This window comes from Novosphingobium sp. (assembly GCF_965214355.1).
GTDB lineage: Bacteria > Pseudomonadota > Alphaproteobacteria > Sphingomonadales > Sphingomonadaceae > Novosphingobium.
Genome location: NZ_CBDCBI010000002.1, coordinates 3726228 through 3751755 on the forward strand (window position 1 = coordinate 3726228; position 25528 = coordinate 3751755).

The 25528-nt window shown below is 62.4% G+C and carries 29 protein-coding genes, 2 tRNA genes and 2 pseudogenes; 17 read left to right on the forward strand and 16 right to left on the reverse strand.

Annotated elements, in window-relative coordinates; all coding sequences use genetic code 11:
* Positions 1 to 97 precede the first annotated feature (97 nt).
* The gene (locus ACOOE2_RS17135; protein WP_420384193.1) at positions 98 to 850 is read left to right on the forward strand and encodes a UTRA domain-containing protein; all 753 of its coding nucleotides are present in this window, start codon (positions 98 to 100) and stop codon (positions 848 to 850) included.
* Here the strand turns inward: ACOOE2_RS17135 and ACOOE2_RS17140 are convergent.
* Positions 825 to 2681, reverse strand: a complete 1857-nt coding sequence (locus tag ACOOE2_RS17140; protein WP_420384194.1) for a Ca2+-dependent phosphoinositide-specific phospholipase C — start codon at positions 2679 to 2681, stop codon at positions 825 to 827. The genes ACOOE2_RS17135 and ACOOE2_RS17140 overlap by 26 nt on opposite strands.
* Positions 2682 to 2718: 37 nt before the next feature.
* The gene (locus ACOOE2_RS17145) at positions 2719 to 4401 is read right to left on the reverse strand and encodes an alkaline phosphatase family protein (RefSeq protein ID WP_420384195.1); all 1683 of its coding nucleotides are present in this window, start codon (positions 4399 to 4401) and stop codon (positions 2719 to 2721) included.
* Between the two features lie 779 nt (positions 4402 to 5180).
* Here ACOOE2_RS17145 and ACOOE2_RS17150 point away from each other — a divergent pair.
* The 4 genes and pseudogenes from ACOOE2_RS17150 to ACOOE2_RS17165 all read left to right on the forward strand — a co-directional run.
* Positions 5181 to 5253, forward strand: a tRNA-OTHER gene (locus ACOOE2_RS17150).
* A 568-nt stretch (positions 5254 to 5821) separates the two neighbouring features.
* Positions 5822 to 5953: pseudogene (locus ACOOE2_RS17155) on the forward strand (transposase); the annotation flags it as partial.
* Between the two features lie 135 nt (positions 5954 to 6088).
* Positions 6089 to 7126, forward strand: coding sequence for an acyltransferase family protein (locus ACOOE2_RS17160; RefSeq protein WP_420384196.1), 1038 nt, complete (start codon positions 6089 to 6091; stop codon positions 7124 to 7126).
* A gap of 131 nt (positions 7127 to 7257) precedes the next feature.
* Positions 7258 to 7488 (forward strand): annotated as a pseudogene (locus ACOOE2_RS17165) (transposase); the annotation flags it as partial.
* A gap of 327 nt (positions 7489 to 7815) precedes the next feature.
* Here ACOOE2_RS17165 and ACOOE2_RS17170 read toward each other — a convergent pair.
* The 3 genes from ACOOE2_RS17170 to aguB form a co-directional block, all read right to left on the reverse strand.
* Positions 7816 to 7891: transfer RNA gene (locus tag ACOOE2_RS17170), tRNA-Lys, on the reverse strand.
* Positions 7882 to 8433, reverse strand: coding sequence for a 2-amino-4-hydroxy-6-hydroxymethyldihydropteridine diphosphokinase (folK, locus tag ACOOE2_RS17175; RefSeq protein ID WP_420384197.1), 552 nt, complete (start codon positions 8431 to 8433; stop codon positions 7882 to 7884). The genes ACOOE2_RS17170 and folK overlap by 10 nt, the downstream gene beginning before the upstream one ends.
* Positions 8430 to 9284: an N-carbamoylputrescine amidase gene (aguB, locus tag ACOOE2_RS17180; protein WP_420384198.1), complete on the reverse strand. Its 855-nt coding sequence runs from the start codon at positions 9282 to 9284 to the stop codon at positions 8430 to 8432. The genes folK and aguB overlap by 4 nt, the downstream gene beginning before the upstream one ends.
* A 107-nt stretch (positions 9285 to 9391) precedes the next feature.
* Here aguB and msrA point away from each other — a divergent pair, with 107 nt between their 5' ends.
* Entirely contained in the window at positions 9392 to 9925 is a 534-nt protein-coding gene (gene msrA / locus ACOOE2_RS17185) for a peptide-methionine (S)-S-oxide reductase MsrA (RefSeq protein WP_420384199.1), read from the forward strand.
* A 7-nt stretch (positions 9926 to 9932) separates the two neighbouring features.
* Here msrA and ACOOE2_RS17190 read toward each other — a convergent pair whose 3' ends face one another.
* Positions 9933 to 11252 (reverse strand): RsmB/NOP family class I SAM-dependent RNA methyltransferase, encoded by a 1320-nt coding sequence (locus ACOOE2_RS17190; RefSeq protein ID WP_420384200.1) that lies wholly within the window; start codon positions 11250 to 11252, stop codon positions 9933 to 9935.
* A 70-nt stretch (positions 11253 to 11322) separates the two neighbouring features.
* Here ACOOE2_RS17190 and ACOOE2_RS17195 point away from each other — a divergent pair, with 70 nt between their 5' ends.
* Entirely contained in the window at positions 11323 to 11499 is a 177-nt protein-coding gene (locus tag ACOOE2_RS17195; RefSeq protein ID WP_420384201.1) for a DUF1674 domain-containing protein, read from the forward strand.
* 43 nt (positions 11500 to 11542) lie between these two features.
* Here the strand turns inward: ACOOE2_RS17195 and ACOOE2_RS17200 are convergent, their stop codons facing one another.
* Positions 11543 to 11902 (reverse strand): PilZ domain-containing protein, encoded by a 360-nt coding sequence (locus ACOOE2_RS17200; protein WP_420384202.1) that lies wholly within the window; start codon positions 11900 to 11902, stop codon positions 11543 to 11545.
* Positions 11903 to 12121: 219 nt separating this feature from the next.
* Complete coding sequence (gene dksA, locus ACOOE2_RS17205) at positions 12122 to 12580, reverse strand: RNA polymerase-binding protein DksA (RefSeq protein WP_420384203.1); 459 nt, start codon at positions 12578 to 12580, stop codon at positions 12122 to 12124.
* A gap of 304 nt (positions 12581 to 12884) precedes the next feature.
* On the opposite strand from dksA, the gene ACOOE2_RS17210 reads away from it, so the two are divergent.
* On the forward strand, positions 12885 to 13232 hold the full coding sequence (locus ACOOE2_RS17210; RefSeq protein ID WP_420384635.1) for a hypothetical protein: 348 nt from the start codon (positions 12885 to 12887) through the stop codon (positions 13230 to 13232).
* A 14-nt stretch (positions 13233 to 13246) separates the two neighbouring features.
* On the opposite strand, the gene ACOOE2_RS17215 is transcribed toward ACOOE2_RS17210, so the two are convergent.
* The 5 genes from ACOOE2_RS17215 to ACOOE2_RS17235 are packed head-to-tail and all read right to left on the reverse strand — an operon-like array spanning position 13247 to position 16536.
* Positions 13247 to 14398, reverse strand: a complete 1152-nt coding sequence (locus ACOOE2_RS17215; RefSeq protein ID WP_420384204.1) for a GNAT family N-acetyltransferase — start codon at positions 14396 to 14398, stop codon at positions 13247 to 13249.
* A complete protein-coding gene (locus ACOOE2_RS17220) occupies positions 14395 to 15192 on the reverse strand; it encodes a glycerophosphodiester phosphodiesterase family protein (protein WP_420384205.1) in 798 nt (265 codons plus the stop codon). Before ACOOE2_RS17220 ends, ACOOE2_RS17215 begins: the two co-directional genes overlap by 4 nt.
* Positions 15164 to 15637: a RidA family protein gene (locus ACOOE2_RS17225; RefSeq protein ID WP_420384206.1), complete on the reverse strand. Its 474-nt coding sequence runs from the start codon at positions 15635 to 15637 to the stop codon at positions 15164 to 15166. Before ACOOE2_RS17225 ends, ACOOE2_RS17220 begins: the two co-directional genes overlap by 29 nt.
* Positions 15630 to 16274, reverse strand: a complete 645-nt coding sequence (locus tag ACOOE2_RS17230; protein WP_420384207.1) for an HAD family hydrolase — start codon at positions 16272 to 16274, stop codon at positions 15630 to 15632. Before ACOOE2_RS17230 ends, ACOOE2_RS17225 begins: the two co-directional genes overlap by 8 nt.
* 10 nt (positions 16275 to 16284) lie before the next feature.
* On the reverse strand, positions 16285 to 16536 hold the full coding sequence (locus ACOOE2_RS17235) for a DUF3572 domain-containing protein (RefSeq protein ID WP_420384208.1): 252 nt from the start codon (positions 16534 to 16536) through the stop codon (positions 16285 to 16287).
* A gap of 87 nt (positions 16537 to 16623) precedes the next feature.
* Between ACOOE2_RS17235 and ACOOE2_RS17240 the strand changes: the two genes are divergently transcribed.
* The 4 genes from ACOOE2_RS17240 (at position 16624) to ACOOE2_RS17255 (ending at position 18142) form a co-directional block, all read left to right on the forward strand.
* A complete protein-coding gene (locus ACOOE2_RS17240; protein WP_420384209.1) occupies positions 16624 to 16986 on the forward strand; it encodes a response regulator in 363 nt (120 codons plus the stop codon).
* 28 nt (positions 16987 to 17014) lie between these two features.
* Positions 17015 to 17353 (forward strand): hypothetical protein, encoded by a 339-nt coding sequence (locus ACOOE2_RS17245; protein WP_420384210.1) that lies wholly within the window; start codon positions 17015 to 17017, stop codon positions 17351 to 17353.
* 65 nt (positions 17354 to 17418) lie between these two features.
* Complete coding sequence (locus ACOOE2_RS17250; protein ID WP_420384211.1) at positions 17419 to 17727, forward strand: type II toxin-antitoxin system MqsR family toxin; 309 nt, start codon at positions 17419 to 17421, stop codon at positions 17725 to 17727.
* A 1-nt stretch (position 17728) separates the two neighbouring features.
* Positions 17729 to 18142, forward strand: coding sequence for a type II toxin-antitoxin system MqsA family antitoxin (locus tag ACOOE2_RS17255; protein ID WP_420384212.1), 414 nt, complete (start codon positions 17729 to 17731; stop codon positions 18140 to 18142).
* 31 nt (positions 18143 to 18173) lie between these two features.
* Here the strand turns inward: ACOOE2_RS17255 and ACOOE2_RS17260 are convergent, their stop codons facing one another.
* Together ACOOE2_RS17260 and ACOOE2_RS17265 are read right to left on the reverse strand one after the other, a co-directional pair.
* Positions 18174 to 18557: a RidA family protein gene (locus ACOOE2_RS17260; RefSeq protein WP_420384213.1), complete on the reverse strand. Its 384-nt coding sequence runs from the start codon at positions 18555 to 18557 to the stop codon at positions 18174 to 18176.
* 59 nt (positions 18558 to 18616) lie between these two features.
* Complete coding sequence (locus ACOOE2_RS17265; protein ID WP_420384214.1) at positions 18617 to 19729, reverse strand: serine hydrolase domain-containing protein; 1113 nt, start codon at positions 19727 to 19729, stop codon at positions 18617 to 18619.
* Between the two features lie 112 nt (positions 19730 to 19841).
* On the opposite strand from ACOOE2_RS17265, the gene ACOOE2_RS17270 reads away from it, so the two are divergent.
* From ACOOE2_RS17270 to ACOOE2_RS17280, 3 genes are read left to right on the forward strand one after another with little or no spacing between them, the layout of a single operon-like run.
* Positions 19842 to 20081, forward strand: coding sequence for an acyl carrier protein (locus ACOOE2_RS17270; RefSeq protein WP_420384215.1), 240 nt, complete (start codon positions 19842 to 19844; stop codon positions 20079 to 20081).
* Between the two features lie 5 nt (positions 20082 to 20086).
* The gene (gene spt, locus ACOOE2_RS17275) at positions 20087 to 21316 is read left to right on the forward strand and encodes a serine palmitoyltransferase (protein ID WP_420384216.1); all 1230 of its coding nucleotides are present in this window, start codon (positions 20087 to 20089) and stop codon (positions 21314 to 21316) included.
* The gene (locus ACOOE2_RS17280; protein WP_420384217.1) at positions 21316 to 22089 is read left to right on the forward strand and encodes a GDSL-type esterase/lipase family protein; all 774 of its coding nucleotides are present in this window, start codon (positions 21316 to 21318) and stop codon (positions 22087 to 22089) included. The genes spt and ACOOE2_RS17280 overlap by 1 nt, the downstream gene beginning before the upstream one ends.
* Here ACOOE2_RS17280 and ACOOE2_RS17285 read toward each other — a convergent pair.
* Complete coding sequence (locus ACOOE2_RS17285) at positions 22073 to 22723, reverse strand: YqaA family protein (protein WP_420384218.1); 651 nt, start codon at positions 22721 to 22723, stop codon at positions 22073 to 22075. The two genes, ACOOE2_RS17280 and ACOOE2_RS17285, sit on opposite strands and share 17 nt — an antisense overlap.
* 378 nt (positions 22724 to 23101) lie before the next feature.
* Between ACOOE2_RS17285 and ACOOE2_RS17290 the strand changes: the two genes are divergently transcribed.
* Both ACOOE2_RS17290 and ACOOE2_RS17295 read left to right on the forward strand, forming a co-directional pair.
* Positions 23102 to 24184: an OmpA family protein gene (locus ACOOE2_RS17290; protein ID WP_420384219.1), complete on the forward strand. Its 1083-nt coding sequence runs from the start codon at positions 23102 to 23104 to the stop codon at positions 24182 to 24184.
* A gap of 188 nt (positions 24185 to 24372) precedes the next feature.
* On the forward strand, positions 24373 to 25527 hold the full coding sequence (locus ACOOE2_RS17295; protein ID WP_420384220.1) for an N-acetyltransferase: 1155 nt from the start codon (positions 24373 to 24375) through the stop codon (positions 25525 to 25527).
* Position 25528 lies beyond the last annotated feature (1 nt).

The window sequence follows — 25528 nt, forward strand, 5'->3', positions numbered from 1 at the left end:
ATTCTCCTCGGCGCGTCAGATTTTTTGCGTAACATTCTGATACAACTCCATAATTAATTCGCCCCGCGTATCCTGCACCACAGCACGAGACAGTTTCATGTTCCGCAATCAAGCACTGCCAGACCTGTCGCCGGGCGTTGGCGATGGCCTGCAATATCTCGAATTGCGCAATGCGTTCGCAGCACGGATCGCGGCAGGTGAACTGAAGCCCGGCGATCGGCTGCCATCGGAACGGGCGCTGCAAGCCGCAACCCATGCCGCCCGCGGGACCGTGCGCGAAGGCCTGGCCCAGCTCGAGGCCGAGGGTATCATCTATCGCAAGGACCGCAGCGGCTGGTACGTCTCGCCACCGCCGATCGTGTATGATCCCACCCGGTGGGAAGGATTCATGGCGTATGTCGAGGCGCAGGGCCGCCGCCCCGCCACAGAAACGCTGTCTGCCACGCAGATTGCGGCGGACGCCTATCTTGCCAGCGTGTTCGGCCGCCCGGTGGGCGCGCCGCTCGATCTGATCCGCCGCCGCCGCACGATCGATGAACGTGCCGTGCTGGTCGAATATATCGTCGTCGACTGCGCGCTCGCGCCGGATCTGCTGCAATTCTCGTTCGACCAGTCGCTGACCAGCATCCTGAAATCACATTATGGCCTGACGGTCACGCGCAACAAGGTCGACATGCAGCCCTGCGCGCTGACCGGGCGCGAGGCAGAGGCGCTGCACGTCAAACCGGGACTGCCCGGCCTCAATGTCGTGCGCACCAGCTATGACGCAAAGGGCCGCGTCGTGGAATTCGACCGCGAATACTGGCGCCACGACGCGCTGAAAATCAGCGTGGAGACACGGGTACGCTGAGCGCCGCTGATTCTGCGCGACAGGCCGCGGCATCTGCTGCAGCCGCTGCAGCGCGGGCGCGCGGCATTTCGGCGCGCGCGGCCTCCAGATCGGCGCGAAATGCGGGCGTCGCGTGCAACGCGGCGGTGGCGGCTGCGCCCGCCAGCCAGCCCGCTTCGACTGCGCTTTTGCTATGCGCGCCGCAGACCATGCGGCTCTCTCCAAAGGCCCGTCCGCGTGCGAGAATGTCCGTCGCCCGGTCGGGCGCAAGTTCTGCCAGGATCAACGCTTCCATCCAGCCGCCCGCGGCATGGCCCGACGGATAGTCGCCGTTGGCGGCCAGGTCCCTGCTTCTGGGCTGACACATCGGGGCGTCCGTGCCCACATAAGGACGCGCGGTCTGGTAAAACCGCTTGACCGGATCGACCACCCCCGACGTGCTCGCCCGGTCCAGCAGGCGGGCAAGCGCCGGGGCCAGTTCCGGGTTGAGCTTTACGCCCAGCGCGCAGGCAAAATGTTCAAAGGCTTCGGTATGGACGTCGGACGTGGCCACTTGCCAGCGCGATGATCCTGCCATGCGGCGCGTGGCCACAAATACAGCGCGATCGGCACGAGCAACCGCGCCACCAGGCGGCGGTGGCGGCGCGAGCACGCGCAGCCCATCGGGCGTGGTTTCAGGCGACAGGTAGCCCGCGCCCGGTTGCGCCACGCGCTCGATCGCGGCGTGCCCGCACCGGCCCGCCGCACGCACAGGATTGCACAGCGCCGCCGCTGCGTCCGGCAGACGCACCTGATAATCGTTATGCAGGTGCGGCCCGGGCCACAGATAATCGGTCGACACATATTGCGCGCCAGAGGCCAGCGCCGCCCCGCGCCGCCGCGTATCGTTGCTGCGCGCTTCGACCGTTCCCGAATCGGCGCGCGTGCGCACGATAAAACCGGCGGCAACGGCCTTTCGGATCCGGTCGGCATCCGCCACCGGATCGTTGAGCGTCAGATAGGCAGCGGCAGGCGATGCCTCGTCGGTGTTGATGAAAAACACCCGCCCTTCGAGCGAGCGACGGCCTGCCCGATACCGCGCCACGCCATCGGGGTCTTCATCCAGCGCAAACAGGACTTTGCCGCGCGCCTCGCCCAGAGTGGGCCATGCGTCGTGCAGCACCGCATCGCGCAGCGTGGGATACCCGCGCTGTACATCGTCTGGCGTGATCAGCGACGATGCCGGAAACACCGCGCGGATTTCGGCATCCAGTGCATCGAACGCGGCGGTATCGAAAGGCAGCGCGGCCACGCCACCGGGCACCGGCGACGCATCGGACTTGGCATTGAACATCAGCATGATCGGCGCATGATCGGGGTGGGCAATCGACCAGCGCCGCACCACGCCAAGACAGTCCCGCAAGGTCACGCACGCGCTCAGCACATCCAGATCCTGGACATGCATCACTTTGAAGCCCGGCTCTGCCAGCGCGGCCAGCCGCGCCGGGTCAAGCGTTACGCCCGCGGCGCGCAAAGCGGCCGGGTGGAGGAAGCGCCCGCCCAGCGGATCGGAATAGACATCGATCTCGATCTGACGCGCCCCGGCGTCGAGCTGTTCCGACAAGGGTCGATGCTGGTAGTCGATCTCGTTGACGCGATCGGGCGCAGCGGCGCGCATCATCGCCAGGACCGCATCGGGTAGCGCCAGCTTGTAACTGTTGTGCGTGCCCACCGCCACCAGGTCGTTGAGCTTCAGGTTATGATCGATCCATGCGCGCTCGCATCCTGCGCCGGCATGGGCCGCATCGATCGCCGCCAGATCGCAGCGCGGTGCCGAACCGCCAACGCTTGCCGGCAGGGCGCAAGCCGCCAAAACAACCGTTGCTGTTTTCCACGCCCCGGTCATGCGTCTAGCGCACTTCGAGGGCGTTCGGATCGATGAACTGACGGGGAACACCCGGGCCTTCCATATACGCGCCCAGCCAGGCGCCGCCGCTGCCGTTGAAATATTCCACCCGGATCGCATGCCTGCCGGGCGTCAGGGTGATGCCGCCATTCGCTGCGAGCACGCCGTGGCTGCCATCATTGTCCACTACCGGCTTGCCGTCGATCATCAGTTTGCTGCCGTCATCTGACGCAAGGACAAAGGTGTAATCGCCTCCGGTCGCGACGTTCAGAAAGCCCTCGAACACGACGGCGACATTCGCTTCGCGCGGCAGCTTTAATCCCGCAACGTTGAATTCATGCGTTGTGCCCGACGCCACGGGGGTCAACCGGTCGAAATCGGGCAGCCGCATGGCCGGGTCCTCCAGCAGGTAGACCTTGTAATTGATGCCGCGCAGATCGTGGCCTTTTTGCTCAAGTATCCGGAAATACGCCTTCGACGGAATGCTGGCAGCCTTTCCATCGACGAACAGCGCGGCGCGCACGATCGTGCTGCGCGTGATGGCGACCGGCCCTGTGTAAAGCCGCGAAGCGCTGTTCGGGATCGAATTGTCCAGCGTGTAGCGGATTTCACCGACCGGGTTGGGCCCGACCGAATTGAGATTGCGCATGGTCATCTGTGCCGACTTGTCGATGAACAGCCCGCCGGCGTCGGCGTTGCCGTCAGTCATCGGCTCTATCCGCGGCGCAGCATAAAAACTGCTGGCTCGGTACGTCTGTTCGGGGCCTTTTTCTCCGATCTCGATCGGCGTCACCGGGCGCCCCAACCATGCGTACGGTATCTTTGCGCCCAGCAGCCACACCGCAGTGGCGGGAGTGTCGAACGTATTGACCGGCAGGTTGAGTTCGTTGTTCTGGGCAATGCCCTTTCCATAAGCAATCCACGGAATTTCAAGTTCGGCCAGGCTTTGCCCGCCGTGCCCCTTGCCGACGCCACCATGGTCGGCGGTCACCAGGATCACCGTGTCATTGCTGATGCCGGCGTCCGCGACGGCTTGCCTGATCTGGCCGATAATCCGGTCGGCTTTGGCAACGGCAGCGTAATACTGCGGGGTGCCATGGCCAAAGGTGTGGCCGGCATCGTCGACATGATCGAGATGCATGAACAGGAATTCGGGCTTCTTGGCTTTGATATAGGCCGTCGCCAGCGAGGCGGTGTCATCTTCATCGCGGCCGTGAATGTCATACTTTACAAAGTGCCGGTCATAGAGATTGCCGAACCCTTCCCACTGATAGATCGACCCTGTGTCCCATTCGGGATGCTGATCGGCCAGCACCTGAAAAATAGACGGAAAAAAGCCGCCCGATCCAGTGACCGAGGCGGGAAAATTGAACTCGCCGACCTGCCAGTCATTGTTGGTGACACCGTGCTGTTCGGGTCCCGCACCGTTGATGATCGACGCCCAGTTGGCCGCGCTCGTGGTCGGTAAAACGCCGCGCGCATGCATTGTCCAACTGCCGTGCTTCATCATGTCGTGCATCGTCGGCGTGTCCGCCTTCAGCACGCCATCGGTGCTCATGCCATCCACACCGACAATGATCACATGCGCCGCTTTTGGCACCGCGCCGGGTTCCGCACGCGCTTCACCGGTTATCAGCGCCGCAGACGCAATCATCAGCAAAACGGCATTGATCGGGGTTTTCAACACGAGCCTCTCCGTAAACATATTTGCGGTATCATCCGAACCATTCGCCAGCCGGATCGCTTCCGGTTGACCGGCTCGCGATGCCGGCAAGCTCTGCAATCCTGGGAACACCCAAGGCGCTGGTCCGGCCGCCACTTCTCTCCAACCGATAGAATTTCGTGCCTACAATCTCGTGACACTGCACGCCGGCGTTGTTCATCCCCAATCGCGCCATAGTCTTGCGCAAGCGTGCGAACGACTATGGCGCGATTGAAGGGGAAGGTATCGCCGCGTCGCGCATTCGGCCGACATGGAATGCGGCACCCACGCGGAACGTGGTTGCAATTTCACCGCGAGCCATGCTTATCCGGCGCTTACTGGAAGCAAACAGGCCAAAAATCCGGGCCTAAAATGCGCAGGATGATTCCATATATCTGAATATGGTGAGCCCAGCTGGATTCGAACCAGCGACCTACTGATTAAAAGACAATTTTAACTGCCACTCAATGTAACCCCAAAATGATCATTACGGTTAAAAATGGGAAATTCCCGTCGATTCCACATCGGACTGCGTGTTATTCTGGGTAAACATGGGTAATTAAGTGTAGCATATGCGTTACCCTACCGTTAGCCCAGAACTGGAATTTTGTTCAGCAGGTCGTGTTAGTTTGGCTCGACAGATAGCCAATTTTTAGGTGCGATCTAGGCGGCGTGCGCAAATTCGGCACCTTGCCGGATGTGAACGCGAATGGCAGCAAACGCCCCACTAGCGGCCATTCGCAGCTTGATCTATTTTAGGTTGGGCAGCGGTAGCACAACTGGAGAGTGCACCGTGCAATACCGGAATGATGTGTGGTTCAAGTCCCGCCCGCTGTCCGCCGAACCCCTTCGATTGGGTTAGGGCGCTCCCTTGCAGACGCTCGAAGACGTGGGCAAGCTACTGCGATGGCTGTTATTTTTTCACGTTCGCGTTTGTTGTAGCCAGCCTATGCCTGCTGACTGGTTCAGTTCCTGCACCGTGGAAGCTGATGGGAGTGATCAAGCGCAAAGATCACCCCCAACTTTTCTACTTCGTCGTAGGTGGGTATGTCTTAATCGGTGCATTAATGTCCGTGGGCAGTTGGTGGGGGAACGATAGTGCGAAGCACGCGGTTCGAAGCACGCAGCATGAGAACGCTAATCCTTAGCCGCGCAGGCGATCGCCATGCTAACGTCAGCTACCCTCCACCTTCCGACGTTCGCCGGTTGACCTAATGCGTGCTCGATACGGCGGCAGCAATCGCCCCAATTGCAGACATTCAGCATCGAATTAGCTAGCTCGAGCTTGCAGCTCATGCTATACATCGGCCTGCTCGCACATTCGTGCTCCCGGTGCCTCTGTCCCGAATGGTCGCACCATGTGCCACAACCCGTGAGTCGCAGCAGAAACTTCGGCACCGACATCCTCATACCGGTTACGAACGCCATCGAGGCGCTGAACTCGAAGCTCAGACGCGCGGTCAGAGCCAGGGGCCACTTCCCGAGCGATGAGGCAACAACCAAATTGCTCCGCGCCTTACTCCGGACGGTTGACCGGCACCACGCGTTCCACGGGCATTGCCCAGCGCACCGGCTCACGCCGTGTCGGGAACTCGATCACGTTGCCGTTGAGGTCAGCCGTGGGCGTCCCGTCCTTTCGGATGATGCGGTATAGCATCGAGCGAATGCGGGCGTGGTTGACGTTGTGAGCAAGTGCGGGCAGGTTGGAAGGATGGGGCGAACAGAAACAAACATTAACTGGAGCCTGCTCGGAGCGGCACGCTTTGTGCTGGCGATCATTGTGTTAACAAGTCATCTTAGCTACTTCCAAGGAAATGCCCTAACTCGCCTTGTTGAAATGCTCGATTCCAAGGCGGCCGTGTTAGGGTTCCTGGTCATATCGGGTTTCTCGGTTACGAGTTCATTCGACAGACGCCACGACGGCTTTTTGAAGCGTCGACTCCTGCGCATTTATCCGGCCTATATTTTCGCCATCGCAATCTCGATCGCACTGCAGATCGGCGTCGGCCCCTACCACGCGAACGGAATTTTTTTTGAGGGTTCGGGGTGGATTGAAGTGGTCGGCAACATTCTGCTCTTGCAAATGTATGCCGTAAAGGCGCTGAATTTCAATCCGGTGCTTTGGTCGCTGTCGATCGAGGTTTCGTATTATCTATTGCTGCATGTGCTTGGGCGACCAGATCCACGCCTCATGTTCATCGCGATTGCAGTCTCGATAGTCTACTTTGTCCTGCCGCACGATCTCAGTGGCTCGAAAGCATATCAAGCCTTTGAAAAACTGAACATGGTACGGTGTTTGTGGCCGTTCTTGATCGGAGTGGCGCTTTCGCGCTACCCATCGACAAAGCTTTATTTGTCGGCGGCGGTTCTCGGTACCGCAGCAACATTGCTGTCAGACTGGACCCCATACCCGCTACAATTTGTGACCTACCTACTTACGATCGCAGCGATCTATGTGGCGCAGCGTGGATGGTTTCGGCAGAGCATCGTAATGGATAGGCTGGGCGATATTTCCTATCCGCTATACCTCGTACATATTCCCACCGGCATCTTTCTCGCCGCCGTTCTGGGGATCACGAGCCCGCTCATCATCACTTTTTCGGCGATTGCCCTGGCGAGCTTCGTTGCGTTCGTAATCGAAAAGCCCTTCCGCGATGCCTTGGTGAAGTTGGGCTCTTTCCGCATTCAGCGCGAACGGTCGATCGCCTAGGCATTGTCGCCGAAGCCAGCGCGCCGCTCTTCCCCAATTTCCGTTAACCCGAAAAAGTCACCCGGGGTTGGCGGATGTAGCGCAAATTGCTGATTTGATGTATGATTTGGTTGCTTAGACCGAACAACGCCATTTCAGAGGGCTACACCCGCCATGGACGATCCAACTCTCCTGCTGCTGGGTTGCCACCTGTTTCTGGCAAGCGGTTGGATGTTCGATTTGATGGTGGTCTGCTGTCGTCGCACGGCGGGATTTTGCTGTTGCGCGAGGTCGAGCAACGCCTTGGGGTGGCCGATCGCATGGCGGCTTGCATAAAAGACCCGCGCTCGCCCGAGCATATCACGCATAGCCTCGCCGAAATTAGACGCACCGAACAACCCGAATTCGGCTGAATATCGCTGCTGGGCCATAGATTCGGATCACAACGCGGCCGAAAGCTGGACCAGCTTGCGACTCGCAAAAATTTAAAAACGCTTATATTGCAATAGGTAATATCGAAACGAACTGACTAATACTGCGCATGAGAGGCCAATAGAAACTATATCCGATTTGGGTGTTACCTCGAGATGGCGCTTAGCAAGCACTAAAGTTACCCCAGCCGTTACCCGAGCTGTTTGTTTACCACTTTTGCCGGTAAAAAATGAAGACACTTTTCCTAATTTTTATCTCTGTTTTTCATATATTTAGATTGGTGAGCCCAGCTGGATTCGAACCAGCGACCTACTGATTAAAAGTCAGTTGCTCTACCGACTGAGCTATGGGCCCGACGCGTCTGCGTGCAGAAGCGGTGCCTTAGGCATGGTCGCGCGGCGGGTCAAGCGGGCGTGCGTCTGTTTCACGTAAAGGCCGGTTTGCGGGTCGCGCCAGTCGGCCGCGATGCGCAATGCCGGGGTCAGCACAAACAGCCGATCGCGGTATTCGGCATGGGGAATTGTCAGGCGGTCATCCTGCCACGCGCCGCCCGACCACAGGATGATATCCAGATCGAGCGTGCGCGCGCCCCAGCGCTGGCCGCGGCGGGTGCGGCCAAAGGCGGTTTCGATCGCCTGCAAATGGGCCAGCAGCAACAGCGGGTTCAGCATCGTTTCGATGATGACGGCAGAATTGGCATAGCGGCGGCGCGATGGGCCGAGCGGCGTGCTGGTGATGATCGGCCCGGTCGCGACCACATGCAGCGGGGCATGGTCCAGCGCGGTGCAGGCGGCGCGCAGCACGTGCGGCGGCGGGCCGTGGCGCGAATGTGCGATATTGGAGCCCAGCGCGATCAGGTAGCGGGTCAGTTGCGGGCGCCTGCCGATCGCTTTCACGTATCCTGCGCCAGGCGACCATACAGTTGCGGGCGGCGATCGCGGAAAAAGCCCATCCCGGCGCGATGCGTGCGTGCCGCAGCCAGATCGATCGTCGCGACCAGCGTGCCGGTTTCCTGCGCGCCGTATTCGGCCAGGAAATCACCGTATTCATTGGTGATGAAGCTGTGGCCGTAGAACGTCTGGTCGTTTTCTTCCGCGCCGATGCGATTGGCCGCGATCACCGGCATGCAATTCGATGCGGCATGGCCCTGCATCGCGCGGCGCCACACGCGGCTGGTGTCGATATCGGCATCGTAGGGTTCGGACCCGATCGCCGTCGGGTAGAACAGCAGTTCCGCGCCCATCAGCGCCATCGCGCGCGCGCATTCGGGATACCACTGGTCCCAGCATACACCGACGCCGATCGTCGTGCCGAACACGTTCCACACCTTGAAACCGGTGTTCCCGGGGCGGAAATAGTATTTTTCCTCGTAGCCCGGGCCATCGGGGATGTGGCTTTTGCGATAGATCCCCATGACCTCGCCATCGGCGCCGATCATCGCCAACGTGTTGTAATAATGCGGCCCCTCGCGTTCGTAGAAACTGGTCGGGATCGCCACGCCCAGCTGCTTGGCCAGCTTGCGCATCGCCGCGACCGAGGCGTCTTCGTCCAGCGTATGCGCCAGCGCAAACCGCGCCTCGTCTTCCTGCTGGCAGAAATACGCGCCGGCAAACAGTTCCGGCGGCAGGATCACGCGCGCGCCCTGGTTTGCCGCCTGTTCCACAAGAGCGGACACCGCACCGATGTTGGTGGCAGGATCGGGATCATAAAGCGCAAGTTGCAGCGCCGCGACGGTGATTTCGGTCATGGACATGGTATTAGGAGCAACGCTGTCGCATTTCAACGACGGGACGATGACATCCGCGCGTGGGCTTCCTATTTGAGGGCAACAGGTTCGCGAAAAGGAAATCTCTCATGGCGCAAGCTCAGGCCATTTTTGCCGGCGGCTGTTTCTGGTGCACAGAGGCGGTGTTTCAGGATGTGATCGGCGTCAGCTCGGTCGAGAGCGGCTATCTGGGCGGGCATACCGTAAACCCGACGTACAAGCAGGTCTGTTCGGGCACCACCGGCCATGCCGAGGGCATCCGCGTGACGTTCGATACCGATGTGATCGACCTGGCGACGCTGCTGGATATGTTTTTTGCGACGCATGATCCCACGCAACTGAACCGGCAGGGCAACGATGTCGGCACACAATACCGCTCGGCGCTGTTTCCGCTCGACGATGCGCAGCGTGCCGAATTCGAGGCCGCCATCGCCCGCGCCGCAAAAACCTGGCCCGCGCCGATCGTCACCACGATCGAGGGCCCGGCGACCTGGTATCCGGCCGAGGATTACCACCAGGAATACTGGGACGGCGAAGGCCAGCGCAATCCGTACTGCATTGCGGTGATCCCGCCCAAACTGGCGAAATTGCGCAAAAGTTTCTCCGCGCAAGTCAAGGCCTGACCCCTTTCTAGGCAGTCCAGCGCGCAGCGAAAAATCCATCGATGCCGCCCGCCTCGGCGATCATGCCGGGGTCGGTGCGCAGCCAGCCTTCCGCCGTCGGCACCAGGCCTTCGGGCAATTCGGCGGTGGTGATCGGGCGCGGCGTTAGCGTGCAGTGCGCTTGCGCCTCGCCTTCGGCTGGCTCCAGCGAACAGACCGCATAGACCAGCGTGCCGCCGGGATTCAGCCAGCGTACCGCGCGCGCGAGCAATTCGCGCTGCAATGCGACCAATTCATCCATCGCCGCCAGGCGATGCAGCACGTCGGGATGGCGGCGGCAGGTGCCCGTGGCACTGCACGGCGCATCCACGAGAATCGCATCGAAACCGTGATCGGGCGCCCATTCCAGCGCATCGGCGGTAACGGTCTGCGCCGTCAGACCGGTACGCACCATGTTCTCGGTCAGCCGCTCCAGCCGCCGCGCGGATTTGTCGAGCGCAGTCACGTGCCAGCCCGCGGCGGCGAGTTGCATCGTCTTACCGCCGGGCGCCGCGCACAAGTCGAGCGCAGTCGCGCCCGCGTGTGGCGCCTGGCCGATCAGACGCGCCGGGATCGCCGCTGCCAGATCCTGCACCCACCATGCGCCTTCGCGATAGCCGTCGAGCTTTTCGACCGCCTGGCCGCGCGCCAGCCTGACATGGCCGGGCATCAGGCTGACCCCGCCCAGGCGCTCTGCCCAATGCGCAGTATCGGCCGCATTTGCCAGCGTCAGGTCGAGCGGCGGCGGCTCGGCCAGACCTGCTGAAATCGCGTCGATCCGGGCGGGCCAAGCCGCAATCCAGCGCGCCAGCACCGGCGTCGGCAAGCCGGGCGCTGCCGGCAATGCCGCATCGCCGCGCTTCAAAATCGCGGAAAACACCCCATGCGCCAGCCGGCGAGGGCCGCCCGTCAGCAACGGCAGACCCGTGGCGATGACCGCGTGCGGCGGCAGGTTCAGCCGCAGCACCTGTACCAGCATCAGGCGCAGCACACTGCGCGCCTTGGCATCGTCGGGCAGGTTCTGCGCGGTGGCGCTGTCGATCAACGTGTCGAGATCGACCAGCCAGCGCAGCGTTTCCTGCGCAATCGCGGTGGCCAGCGCGCGATCGTCGGCGCGCGGCACCGGGCGCAGCAGTGGCGGCCCTGCCTGGTCGAGCGGATCGCCCCGCCGCAACACCGCGTCGACCATCCGCAACGCTGCCAGACGCGCGGCGCTGCCGGGAATTTCAGCCAGATTTTTCGGTGGCCCGTCGGAGCCGGTATCGGTGAGATTGAACGACGATCCGGATGTGTTGGGGGGGCGTACCATGGCCCCCTATCGTCGCATTGGCCCCAATTGGCAATTGCAAGCCAGTGTGGCTGCGCCCATCTGCATACGCATGACCGAACCACTCAAGCGCGCCACCACCCGCCCGGCCGGTTTCACCCCGCCGGCGCATTGGATCAACCCGCCGCTGCCCGAGCCACGCGCGATCACGCCCGCCGATGATCCCGATGGGCTCGATCCCACGCGTTATGGCGATTGGGAGCGCAACGGCATCGCGATCGATTTCTGATGTCTTGGTTCTCCCCGTTCCGGGCCGTTCCGGGGGGAATTATTCAGATTTTGCGCAGCGATCGCGGGTCTGGCGCGCTGATCGCGGATTTGAGATAGCGCGGCGTTTCCGGGGCGATCTCGGCCGTGGCACGGGGCAGCAGCGGATCGATCTCGTTGCCAAAGGCAATGCCGAAGCGGTTGTCCTGGATCCAGGCGACGCGGCCTGCGACCCAGCCGATATTGCGCAAGTTCACCTCGACACCGACGCCCGATGTCACGCGGACGGTGCATTCGGCCATCATGCCATGCGCGGACAGATTGCGGACTTTGACCCGGTGGTCGCCGGCCTGTCCCTCGACGCGCAGATCGGCCATCAGGAACAGGCTGTCCCGGCCGACTTGGCGATGGTCAATGTCTGTCAACGTCCGGTTCCGCTTCATCTGTGCCAAGGGCAGGCCGACCTGAACACAATTGGTCAACAAGCCCTGCGCATCGCTGGTGCCTTGTCCAGCAAATCCGCCGGAAAGATCGCGACAAGCGTTAACGGCCGATTGGAAAACGAAGTGTTAATCGGACGGGGCTACGGCACCCCGCGTTTCTCATAGTGCCAATACGGGTCACAATTGCGTGGCGATGTAAAATTAATTGTCGCGCGAGACCTTTTCGCGGCGTTCGTGCGCCTGCTGCGCCTCGACCGTCATCGTTGCGATCGGGCGCGCGACCAGCCGGCCCAGGCCGATCGGTTCGCCGGTCACTTCGCAAAAGCCGTAATCGCCTTCATCGATCCGGCGCATCGCCGAATCAATCTTGGCGATCAGCTTGCGCTGGCGGTCGCGGGTGCGCAATTCGATGCCCCAGTCGGTTTCGCTCGACGCGCGATCGTTGAGATCGGGTTCGCGGATCGGCCCTTCCTGCAACGCCGAAAGCGTGTTCGACGAGGCTGACAAAATCGATTTTTTCCATTCGAGCAGCAGCCGCCGGAAATAATCCTGCTGCGCTTCGTTCATGTACGTTTCGGTTTCAGTGGGAACATAATCACCCGGCATGGACCGCCGGGCCTTGGCCAACACATCGATTTCGTCACTCAGAACACCAGCCATCCGGCCCTCCGCTTGCGCGACACCCGCCTGATCGACATGCCGCCATGGCACGCAAGGCAGGGGTTGGCCGGGCCTATAAGCGTCGGAAAGCATACGCACAAGTCATTAGGCAAAGCTCTATCCGGCTTGTGCCCCGCTTTGAACCGGCGCGGCGGCGGGCCCTTGCCTGCTTTCGTCTCGCGGTTCGGCGATCCGGCAAAATGTTGCCGCCGTTAACCATATGTTGATCAAACCGGGCGACCTTGCAGTCAACGCGCCAAAGACTGAAATTTGGGGGGCGCAGGATTTTCGGGGTTTGAGCGACATGAATCAGGGTACGATAAAGCTTGTCGGGGGAACCGACACACAGGCAGGCGAACTGGCAGCGTATGATGCGCTCGTCGCGCAATACATGGGCGCTGCCGAACAGGGATGCAGCGAAGCGCTGCTCGACCTGGGCATGGTCTTTTCAACCGGCGCGCACGGCCTGGCGGTCGATCTGGTCGAAGCCCACAAATGGTTCAACCTTGCCGCAGTCGGTGGCCAGGACAGCGCAGCCAACTGCCGCGCGGAAATTTCCGAAGACATGACCGCGCGCGAAATTGCCGAAGCCCAGCGCCGCGCCCGCGAATGGCTGCGCGCCAATGCAGACCGCGCGCGCCGCGTCGCCTGATTCAGGTCCCTGATTCAGTCGCCCTCTGGCGGAGGCGGCCCTTTGCGGAACGGCATATGCTCGCCCAGCAAAGCCTGGTCATCGTCGACCCCTGCGCGTTCGCGGACAAGGAAATCGCCCACCGCGCGGCGGAATGACGGATCGACGATGTAATGTGCCGATATCGTCTGCACCGGCTCGTACCCGCGCGCCAGCTTGTGCTGGCCTTGTGCGCCGGCCTCCACCCGTGACAGGCCCAGCGCGATCGCCGCATCGATCGCCTGGTAATAGCACAGTTCGAAATGCAGGAACGGCTTGTCCACGACCGAGCCCCAGTACCGGCCATACAGCGTATCGCGGCCGATGAAATTGAGTGCGCCCGCGATCGGCTGCCCCTGCGCAAAAGCCATGACCAGCAGGACCTTGTCGCCCATGCTCGCCCCGATCAGATCGAACGCGGCGCGGGTCAGATAAGGCCGCCCCCATTTGCGCGCCCCGGTATCCTGGTAGAATTCCCAGAACGCCGCCCAGTGCTCCGGCAGGATAGCATCGCCGGTCAGCGCGCGGATCTCGATCCCGTCCTGCGCCGCCGCGCGCTCCTTGCGCAAATTCTTGCGCCGTGCCGACGACAGCGCGCCCAGAAAATCATCGAACGTCCGGTATCCCCGGTTTTCCCAATGAAACTGGATATCGGCGCGCAACAGCCAGTCGGCCGCTTCGAACATCGGCACCTGGTCGGCGGCGATGAATGTCGCATGCGCCGATGACAGCCCGTGCTCGTGCGCAACCTGTTCCGCCGCCGCAAGCAGCGCGGGCGCCAGATCGGGTCTTTGCCCGAACAACAGACGCGGGCCGCTTGCCGGCGTAAACGGCACGCTGATCTGCAATTTGGGATAATAGTTGCCGCCCGCGCGCTGCCAGGCGTCGGCCCAGTTGTGGTCGAACACATATTCGCCCTGGCTGTGTGCCTTCAGGTAGGCCGGCAGCGCCGCCGCCGGCGCGCCCCGGTCGTCTTCGATCACGATCGGCATCGGGATCCACCCGCTGCGCTTGCCCACGCTCTTCGACTGTTCCAGGCTGGACAGGAACGCATGGCTGACAAACGGATTGTCATCGCCGGCCATCCGGTCCCAGTCTGCGGCGTGAATGTCGCTGACCCCGGAATAGATCCGCGCGGTGCGGCTCATTGCGCGCCCAGCAACTGCGCCAGCCCGGCGCCTTCGGCGATCGGCGCATCGGCCTTTGCGCCCGCACGCGCAGCTTTTTCCATGTTGTCGACGGTCCAGGTCAACAGCGGCATCCCGCGCCGCCGCTGCGCCACGGGAAACGCGCCGCCGATATCGCCGATGTCATAGGCCATGAAATCGGGCCGCGCGCGCCACAGCGCAAGATGCCGCCGCGCCTTTGCCCCCAATGTGCGCCAGCTGGCCTCGGTCATCACCAGCCCGCGCACGACATGCGGCGAATAATGGTGGAACCACGAACACACGCGCGGGTCGAAACTCATCACCGCAACTTGTCCGCCATAGCCCTCCAGGGCGCGATTGACCGCAAGGCACAGCGGCTGGACCCGGCCGGCCCGCGCAATCTTCACTTCGATCAGCAACGGCACCCGCCCGGCGATCTGCGCCAGCAGCGTGGCCAGCAGCGGGATCGTATCGGCGCTGCCCGTCAGCACGACCTGCGCCAGCGACGCGGCGGTTTCATCGGCCACGCGGCCGGGTTTGCCGGTCAGGCGCGACAAGTCTTCATCATGAAACACCACTGCCTGGCCATCGCGGCTGCGCTGTACATCGCATTCGATGCCAAGCCCGGCTGCAATCGCCGCCGCAAATGCGCCCGGGCTGTTTTCGATGCGACCGCTGGCAGCATCGTGAAACCCGCGATGCGCATAGACCGGCGTGGTCAGCCAGTCGCACCGGCCCGCACGCGGAACCGGCGCGAGCCAGCGATCAATGAGCGCGAACAGCAAATACAGCATCGACTTCCACCGCGGCTCCCAGGGGCAGTACCGGCACGCCGACCGCACTGCGCGCATGGCGCCCAGCCTCCCCGAATGCAGCCACCATCAGCTCCGACGCGCCATTGGCGACTTTGGGCTGATCGGTGAACGTCGGTGTCGAACTGATGAACGCGCCCAGCTTGACCACACGTTCCACCCGGTCGAGCGACCCGAGCGCGGCCTTGACTTGCGCCAGCAGCATCAGCGCGCAGGCCTGCGCGGCGGCCTGGCCCTGTTCGAGGCTGACATCCTCGCCCAGCCGGCCGATCACCAGCGAGCCATCGACGAACGGCAACTGGCCCGAAACGTGGAGCAATCCGCCCGCCTGCACTGTGGGCACATACGCCGCCACCGGCGCCGCGGCCTTGGGCAGCGTGAACCCGGCGGCGCTCAGCGTTTCGACAATGCTGTCAACTTCAGACATTTTCCACTCCATGTACATGCGCCATGATCCACGGCAGCGCTTCTGGCCAGCCGTCAATGCGGGCATGGGCATGGCCGGCTTCATGCGCGCAATCGATATGCGGCGCCAGCAACGGCTCGCCGCACAGATGCAGGCGGCGGACATCGGGGGAAATCTCGCTGACCGAGGCGTGATGCTGCGGCAGATCGTCGATGAACACCACCCGGCTGGGCTTGTATTCGTCGATGATCGCCTGCAGCGCCGGGCCCTTGGGGCCCTGGTTGGTAAACACCCGCGCGTTGATGCCATGATCGGCCAGTTGCTGCGTGCGCGCCTCGCGCCGCTCGTCATTGAGATTGGTCAGGATCACCACGTCGGCATGTTCGGCCAGCGCGTTGATACCCTCGACCGCGCCCACGATCGGCTGTTGCCGGTACATCTCGGTGTCGAAAAACAGATTGAGCAGGCGCCATATCTCGGGCCCCTCCACCTGCCGGCCATCGGCGGCATAGCGCATCGCCTTGCTGAAATCGCTGTCCGTCATCGCGAAATCGATGCCGTGGACTTGCGCGACATAATCCTTGAACGGCGCGACCATGTGCAGCAGCACTTCGTCGCAGTCGCTGATGATCAGCGGGCGCCCGCCTGATTGGGTCATAGGACTTGTATCATTGCAGTTTTTCCCATGCGGCCGCCAATGTCTCGGGCGCTATATCGAGCGCCGCAGCCGCCGCGACAAGGTCCGTTTCGTGATTGGCGAGGAATTCAAGCACCGCGCCCAGGATTACCGGATCGCTGATCCCCTCGCGAAGCGCGTCGGGCGTCATGCCGGTCAGCGCCAGGAACCGGTCCGCCCGGTTTTCATCGCTGAGCACCCAGACAAGCGCGCGCAGCGCGATCGCCATGGGATCGGCGGGCAAAGATGGTTGACGAATGATTGCCAGCACCCTTTCCGGGGAATAGACCGCACCCGGTGGGCGCGTGCGTTGCGGGGATAGCAAGCTTAAGTGGCAAAAAGAATTCTGGTTGTCGAGGACAACGACCTCAATCGCAAGTTGTTCAGCGACTTGCTCAAGGCCAAGGGCTTTGAAGTCGAGCCGCTGGCCGACGGCCATGCCGTGCTCGAACGCGCCGCCGCCTTCGCGCCCGACCTGGTGATCATGGACATCCACCTGCCGCGCATTTCGGGCCTGGAACTGATCGAGGCGCTGAAACGCGACGAAACGTTGCGCCACATCCCGGTGCTGGCCGTGACCGCCTATGCCGGCAAAGGCGACGAAGACCGCATCCGCGAGGCCGGCGCCGAAGGGTACTTGTCGAAGCCGGTGTCGATCATGCCGTTCCTGCAGGCAGTGAACCAGTTGCTCTGAATGGTCGCCCGCCGCTATAGGCACGCGCATGGCACGCAAACATCCCAAACACGGCCCCTACGAAGACGTTCGTGACGAGGACGAGACCCCGGTCATCGTGCCGCCGTGCTGGCTGTGCGGCCGGCCGGTGGGCAAGACCGTGATCGAGCATCACCCCGTGCCCAAAAGCCGGGGCGGTCGCGATACCGTGCCGATGCACCCGATCTGCCAGCAGACCGTGATCACGACCTTCACCAATTCCGAGCTGCAACGCGCCGGGATGGATGCCGGCGTGCTGCTGGAAAACCCGGCGATCCGCAAATTCGTCGACTGGGTGGCCAACAAGGACCCCGATTTCAACGCCACGCTGGCGAAGAAGCAGCGCTAGAAAAGCGCGGCCTGGCACCGTCACGCACATCTTGACAATACACCAAAAAGGTGTATCCATCCGTCATGAAGCGGATTGCGCATCATGATTTGTCCGCAATCCAGGCCGGGTTTGCTGCAGGGACGGGTAGCATTACGACCAAGGCGTTACGCGATGCGCAGGCGATAAATTACACACGTGCCGACATTTGCGATGTGGTCCTGGACCTGACCAAACGGAATTTTGTAAAGTCAGAGCCAGGCCGTAACAGCGTTCCAGGGAATTGGCACGATACCTATACCTATCAAGACGCTACCGGTCTGATGGTCTTATATTTAAAGTTTGCCGGAACCACGATCATTGATGTGACTCTGACCAGTTTCAAGGAGAAATGAGATGGAAACTCGCATTCATCCTGAAACGGGTGCCATGTTAAAGCGGGACATTCGGCCACAGGTCATCCAATACGGTATCTATCGGATGGTCGTGGATACCCCCGGTTGGTATCCGGATGAAGGCAACGATGGCATTCACGAGATGAACGACCTCGATCAGAATGAGGCGACATTTGTCAATCTGCGGTCCGCCTATATCGCGCATCTCAAAGACTTTCGCGATCGGCTTAATCTTACCCAGGAGGCTGCCAGCGATTTGATCGGCGGCGGCCCCCGCGCCTTCCAGAAATATGAAAGCGGGCGTGGGCAACCAACGTCGGCGGCGATCAAATTGATCGAGGTGCTTTATGAGCGCCCGGATGTCCTTCGCATTCTTGCCAAAGTGAATGCGGGCTGCGAGCCGATAGCGGCCTGAGCACCTTGGAATCAAGCCCAAGGCGCCCGGCTCAAACCACCGCCACCAATTCCACCTCGACCAGCATATCGGGGTCGAGGAATGGCTTTACATGCACCAGGCTCAACGCCGGTCCATTGGTGCCAAACACCGCGCCATGCGCCCGGCCAACCGCCTCCCACTGGTCGACATCTGTGAGATAAACCCGCGACTGCACCACCCGGTCGAACCCCGATCCCGCCTCGGCAAGCACCGCGCCCAGTTTTTCCAGAATCACCGCAGTCTGCCGTTCGAAATCGCCTATGCCGACGACCGCGCCGCTGGCGTCCGTCGCGGCAGTGGCTGAAATAAACACCATGCCGCCGGCAACAACTGCACGCGAATAGCCCATCTTCGCCTCCCAGGGAGACCCGGTCGAAATCCGGTTGATCGTCATGGCTTGGCTCCTGATTGCGTTGAAACGCGCCTATCGCGTCTGCACCGGCGTTTCAACGCCTACGGATCGCGGGGCTTCAGATCGGGCAGCACCGCGGCCACCGCCGCGCGCACTGCCGCATCGCCGCCCATGTCCGGTCCGGCATTGGCGACTACCAATACGCCGCTGCCATTGTAGGGAAACAGCACCGCCAGCGCGAACCAGTTGGTATCAGACCCCGCATGCACCAGCACCGGCCCGTCGCGCCCGCCATACCGCGCCACGACTTCCCAGCCCATGCCGTATTCGCCGGCCCCCTGGCTGGTCTGCATCATCCGGTACCCGCCCGGGCTCAACAATCGGCCAGCGCCACGTGCACCAGCCAATTGATCGAGGCAGAATTTTGCCCAGTCCTCCAGCGGCAGCACCAGCCCGCCGGCGGGCGCGAAAAACGGCGGGTTGGTGTCGCCCGGCCCGGTCGCATGGCCGCCGCGATGTCCTCGCGGTTCGCCGTCGATCGTCGTGCCGAACCGCGCCTTGTCCATGCCCAGCGGCATGAGCACTTCGCGCCGCAACAACACCTCCCAGGTTTCACCCGTGACGCGCTCGGCAATCGCGGCCGCGAGCAGATAGCCGGTGTTCGAATAGTGAAACGACCCGCCGCGCCCCGCCGGCGGATCGGCCAGCGCAAGCGCCAGATAGCGCAGCCGTTTTGCGCCAGGACTGTCCGCGCTGTCATCGCCGAACAACGCCGCGCGCATGCCCGCGTTCAGCAGATCGTGCGGCAACCCCGCATGATGCGACATCAGCTGAAGCAAAGTCGCATGCGCATACCGCGGCGGCATCGCCAGATCAGGCATCAGCGCGCCCAGCTGGTCGTCCCAGTGCAGCACGCCGCGCTCGACCAGGCGCCCGATCAGCACCGCAGTCATCGCCTTGACATCCGACCCGATATGCCACGGATCGCCAGGCACGACCCGCGCCTGCCCGCCGATCACCCGCACGCCCCGTACTGCCAGCGCGGAAATATGCCCTGCGCCCAGCACTGCCATGCCCATCGCCGGAACCTGCGCGTTCTGCGCCATGGCATCATCGAGCGCCTCGCCCGGATCGGCCGCTCGCGCAGGCGCCGCGACAGCCACGGACAGGGCGGCCATCATGACGAGGCAGAGATGGGGAACGGGCCAATTCATCGCGTGTCGTGCGATGCATCGCACGAGGCGGCTTGACAAGCAGCCTGATCAGCCGCTTTTCCGCCGCATTCGTCTGGCAGGGGTTTCCCCGCCACATTCAAGGAACACCTGCATGGATCGCGCCGACACCAGCGCACGGATCGCCACCGTGATCGAACCGTTCAACAAAAAGGCGCTGCCCGTGACCGACGACACCAGCTTTGCCGCCGATCTTGAATGGGACAGCCTGACGGTCATGGATTTCGTCGCCGCGATCGAAGACGAATTCGATATCATCATCACCATGAATCAGCAGGCCGAGATCGAAACCTATGGCCAGTTGATCGACGCCGTGACCAAATTGCGAGGCTGACAGCGATGACCGAGGTGCTTGCGCAAACCGACCTGTTTTCAAAATTCGACCCGCTGATCGAACAGCGCCGCGCGTTGCTGTCGACCGGGATCACCGATCCGTTCGGCCTGGTGATGGAGCGCGTGATCTCGCCGACGCAGGCGATCTGCAACGGGCGCGAGACGATCCTGCTCGGCACGTACAACTACATGGGGATGACGTTCGATCCCGATGTGATTGCCGCGGGCAAGAAAGCGCTCGACGAATTCGGATCGGGCACCACCGGCAGCCGCGTGCTGAACGGCACATACGCCGGGCACCGTGCGTGCGAGGATGCCTTGCGCGAATTTTACGCGATGGACCACGCCATGGTCTTTTCGACCGGGTATCAGGCCAATCTGGGGATCATCAGCACGATCGCGGGCAAAGGCGACTATATCGTGCTCGATATCGACAGCCACGCCTCGATCTGGGATGGCTGCAAGATGGGCGACGCCGAGGTCGTGCCGTTCAAGCACAACGACATCGACGCGATGGAAAAGCGTCTGCGCCGCATTCCCGAAGGCGCGGGCAAGCTGGTCATCCTGGAAGGCGTCTATTCGATGCTGGGCGATATCGCCCCGTTGAAAGAGATGATCGCGATCGCAAAGAAATACGGGGCGATGGTGCTGGTCGACGAAGCGCACTCGATGGGCTTTATCGGGCCCAACGGGCGCGGCGTCGCCGAAGACCAGGGCGTGCTCGACCAGGTCGATTTCGTGATCGGTACGTTTTCCAAATCGGTCGGCACGGTCGGAGGGTTTTGCGTATCGAACCATCCCAAGTTCGAAATCATGCGCCTCGTGTGCCGCCCCTACGTGTTTACCGCCAGCCTGCCGCCAAGCGTCGTGCACACGGCCGCGACATCGATCCGCAAGCTGATGCACGCCGGTGAAAAGCGCGCGCATCTGTGGGAAAATTCGAAGCGTCTGCACGCCAGCCTGACCGCGCTCGGCTTCACGCTGGGCACCGCAACCCCGCAAAGCGCCATCATCGCGGTGATCATGCCCGATCTGGAACGCGGCGCAAGGATGTGGGAAGCGCTGCTGCACGAAGGATTGTACGTCAATCTGGCGCGGCCACCGGCAACGCCTGCCGGCATGACGCTGCTGCGCTGCTCGCTGTGCGCCGAACACACCGCAGAGCAGGTGCGGACGATCATCGGCATGTTCGAACGCGCAGGAACGGCGACCGGGATCATCACAGGCGACTCGTGATGCGGCGCGGCTGGGCCGCGGCCTTGCCCGTGCTATGGACGGGCACGGCGCTGGCGCAGATGCCGCCAGCCCCGCCCGCGCCATTGCCGGTGCCCGGCGCGATCACTGCGATGACCACGCAGCCATGCCAGGCCGATCGCAGCGCCACGACCGACTGGCCCAACCTGTGCCGGTATGACACGGCAAACCGCTCGGTCTATCGCGCGCCGCCTGCCGTCATGATCGGCGATTCGATTACCGATTTCTGGCTCAATCTGTCGCCCGCGCTGTTTGCCGGCGGCGTCGTCGACCGCGGCATTTCGGGGCAGACTTGCGCGCAGATGGCCGCGCGGTTCACCCAGGACGTGGTGCGGCTGCGCCCGCGCGTCGTCCATATCCTGTGCGGCACCAACGACATTGCCGGCAATGAGGGCCCGGTCAGCCCTGACCAGTTTGCCAATGCGATCCTGGCGATGGTCGACATGGCGCGGGCCAACGATATCGCGGTGGTCATCGGCACGATCCCGCCCGCCGGCGTTTTCAACTGGCGCGGCGGATACCGCCCGGCGTCTGAAATCGTGTCGCTCAACGCCTGGCTGCGCGAACTGACGCAGCAGCGCGGGTTGATCCTGGCCGATTACTACACCGCGCTCGCGGGCCCCGACGGCGCGATGAAGCCCGGCCTGTCAAGCGACGGCGTCCATCCCACGGCCGCCGGCTATGCAGTGATGGAGCCGATCACCCGGGCCGCGCTGGCACAGGCAGACCGCGCGCCGGTCAAGCTGGCGCCGTAACGCCGGCCGGCATCGTCGCTGCCGAACACGCATCCGACTTTGCCCCATGGCGCCCGGTAAACAGCGACACCGCGAGAAATCCGGCGACAATCGCGGCAACGAATGCCAGCGTGACCCAGATCAGGTAGCGATCGATAAACGCCTTGATCGGCGCGCCGAACACGCGGAACAGCACGCCCACGATCATGAAGCTGATCGACCGCGACAACAGGCTGGCCGCGATGAATGTGCCCAGCGGCACGCCGACGAAACCGGCGGTGATCGTCACCAGCTTGAACGGGATCGGCGTGACGCCCTTGCCCACGATCAGCATGAACGCATTGGCGCGCAGCTGGCATGCGGCATAGGGAAACGCGTGGCTAAGGTGCAGCAGCGACAGCAATTGCGCGCCGACGCTGGCAAACAGGAAATGCCCGATGGCATAGCCGAGCAAGCCGCCGGCGACCGAACCTGCCGTGGCACATGCGGCATACCACACCGCCCTTTTCGGATTGGCCAGGCACATCAATCCCAGCAGCGGATGCGGCGGGATGGGAAAGAAGCTGGCCTCGACAAAAGCGAACAACGCCAGCCATGCGCCCGCATAAGGATGTGCAGCCTTGGCCATGGTCCAGTCATAAAGGCGGCGAAGCATGGTCTGTCCTGTCTGTTATCGGTCGCGCGACCGGTTGATTAGAAGCGCGCGCCATAATCCGCCAGAGATAAACAGATGGGCCGGGCTGGATCAGGCGGCCGCCTGGGCCATCGTGCCACCGCCCGGCGCGGGGTCATAGGCGCGGCGACTCAGGAAAGTCATGCGTCAACGGATCTGCGCCAGATCGCCGCATGCGCGCGGCAAAACACCCAAATACGCCTCGTTAACCTTGATTTCGCAACGCTAACGCGGCGAGAGTTACCAATATGCCACACTTTTGGGCCCCTTGCGCAGTGGCCCTACTTGCGGGAATTTCGTAAAAACGATAAATGCCACCGACTACGAGACGACATTACCTACAACTAAGGGGAAACGATAATGCGGAAACTGGTCATGGGCCTTGCCCTGGCGACAACCGCCATGGCTACTCCCGCTTTTGCGCGCAGTGGCCAGTGGTACGTTGAAGGCGAAGGTGGCGTATCCATCCTCGAAACCGAAACCAAGAACAGCGGTATCGGTTCGGACGGTACGCTCACGCATCAGACCGGCTCGGATTACAACGGCGAAATCGGCTATGATTTCGGTCCGGTCCGTATCGAAGCTGAAGGCGGCTATCGCACCAACCGCAACAAGTTGCTGACCGTCAACGGCAACTCGGATTATCCCGGTGGCAAGACCCGCGTGTACGACGCCATGCTGAACGGCCTGGTCGATTTCGGCGCAGACGACAGCCTGCAGGGCTTTGTCGGCGGCGGCGTCGGCGCCGGTCGCGTGCGCCAGTACCTGCCCGACCCCAACTACGGCATCGCCGGTTCGACCACGAAGTTCGCCTGGCAGCTGATCGCCGGCGTGCGCATGCCGCTGTCGCAGCATTGGGACATCGGCCTGCGTTACACCTACTTCAACGTTGATGGCGCAAACCAGATCGGTCGCGGCAACGTCTGGGGCGGAACCGAAATCGGCGGTCGCTATCGCCAGCATTCGTTCCTGGGCACGCTGAGCTACAACTTCGGCGCGGCACCGATGGCCGAAGCAGCAGCTCCGCCGCCGCCACCCCCGCCGCCGCCGCCCCCTCCGCCGCCCCCGCCACCGCCGCCGCCGGCGCCAGTGTGCAACAAGGGCCCGTACATCGTGTTCTTCGATTGGGACAAGTCGGACATCACGCCCGAAGCAGCAACGATCCTCGACAACGCGATCACCGCATACGGCAACTGCGCCAGCGTTCCGATCCAGCTCGATGGCTACACCGACCTTTCGGGTACGGTGAAGTACAACCTGGCTCTGTCGGCACGTCGCAACACCTCGACTCAGGCCTACCTGACCGCGCACGGCGTTCCTGCCTCGGCGATCAGCAGCAAGGCATGGGGCAAGGCCAACCCGCGCGTTCCGACCGCAGACGGCGTACGCGAACTGCAGAACCGTCGCGTGGAAATCACGTACGGTCCCGGTTCGGGCAACTGATAGCGAATGCCTGGAGTGGTCCGCGACCACTCCGGTTTTCGAACCAAAAGAGGGTCGGAGCAATCCGGCCCTTTTTTATGCGCGCCGATCAGACCCGTCGCTTGCCTCCACCGGCAAAGCCGGGCATTGCCCGGGCAGGGCAGACACTGTGCGCGATTTGGCAACGCGCCTGCGGGAGGGAAACGGAAATGGGCGATGTGACGATCCAGCCGATCGGGACACCACGCGAGCGCAGGGAATTTGTCGACCTCGCCTACCGCATCAACGCCAATGACCCCAACTGGGTCGCGCCGTTGCATATGGAAGCCATGGAGCTGATGACTCCGGGCAAGAACCCGTTTTTTGAACATGCCGATGTTCAGCTATACCTTGCCAGGCAGGATGGCCGCACAGTCGGGCGGATCAGCGCGCATATCGATCATCTGGCGGTCGCGATGGACCCGGTTCAGGGCATGGGCCCGGGCACCGGCAACTGGGGCCTGCTCGAAGCCGAAAGCGAAGGCATCGCCCATGCCTTGATTGCGCAAGCTGAAACGTGGCTGCGCGAAAAGGGCATGACCCGCGTGCTCGCGCCGATGTCGATGTCGGTGTGGGAAGAACCGGGCCAGCTGACGCTTGGTCACGATCATCCACCGACGGTGATGATGGGCCATCAGCCCAAGCGCTATGCCGACTATATCGAAGCGCTCGGCGCTTATCAGCCGGCCAAAGTGCTGCGCACGTACGAGCTCGATATCACCAGGCCGTTTCCGCCGCTGATCCAGCGGATCGTGCAATCGGGCGAGAAAAACCCGCGCATCCGCATCCGCAATGTCGACAAGTCGAAATTCGATGCCGAAGCCGCACTGATCCTCGACATTCTCAACGATGCCTGGTCGGACAACTGGGGCTTCGTGCCGTTCACCGACACCGAAATCGCCTATGCCGGCAAGAAGTTCAAACCCATCGTGCACAACGACCTGATCATGATCGCCGAATACGACGGCGAACCGGTCGCGTTCATGATGACGCTGCCCGATCTCAACGAAGCGATCAAGCCGATGGGCGGCAAGCTGTTTCCGTTCAATTTCATCAAGCTGCTGCTGTGGCTGCGCAAACCGCGCGTCCGGACGATGCGCGTGCCGCTGATGGGCGTGCGCAAGAAACTGCAATCCTCGCGCCTGGCCAGCCAGCTCGCCTTCATGATGATCGAATATATCCGCCGCAATTCGGTGGCACGCTATGGCGCCACCCGCGGCGAAATCGGCTGGGTCCTCGACGACAACCAGGGCATGAACGCGATCGCCGACGCCATCGACAGCAAAGTGAACAAGGAATACACGATCTACGAGAAACACCTCTAAC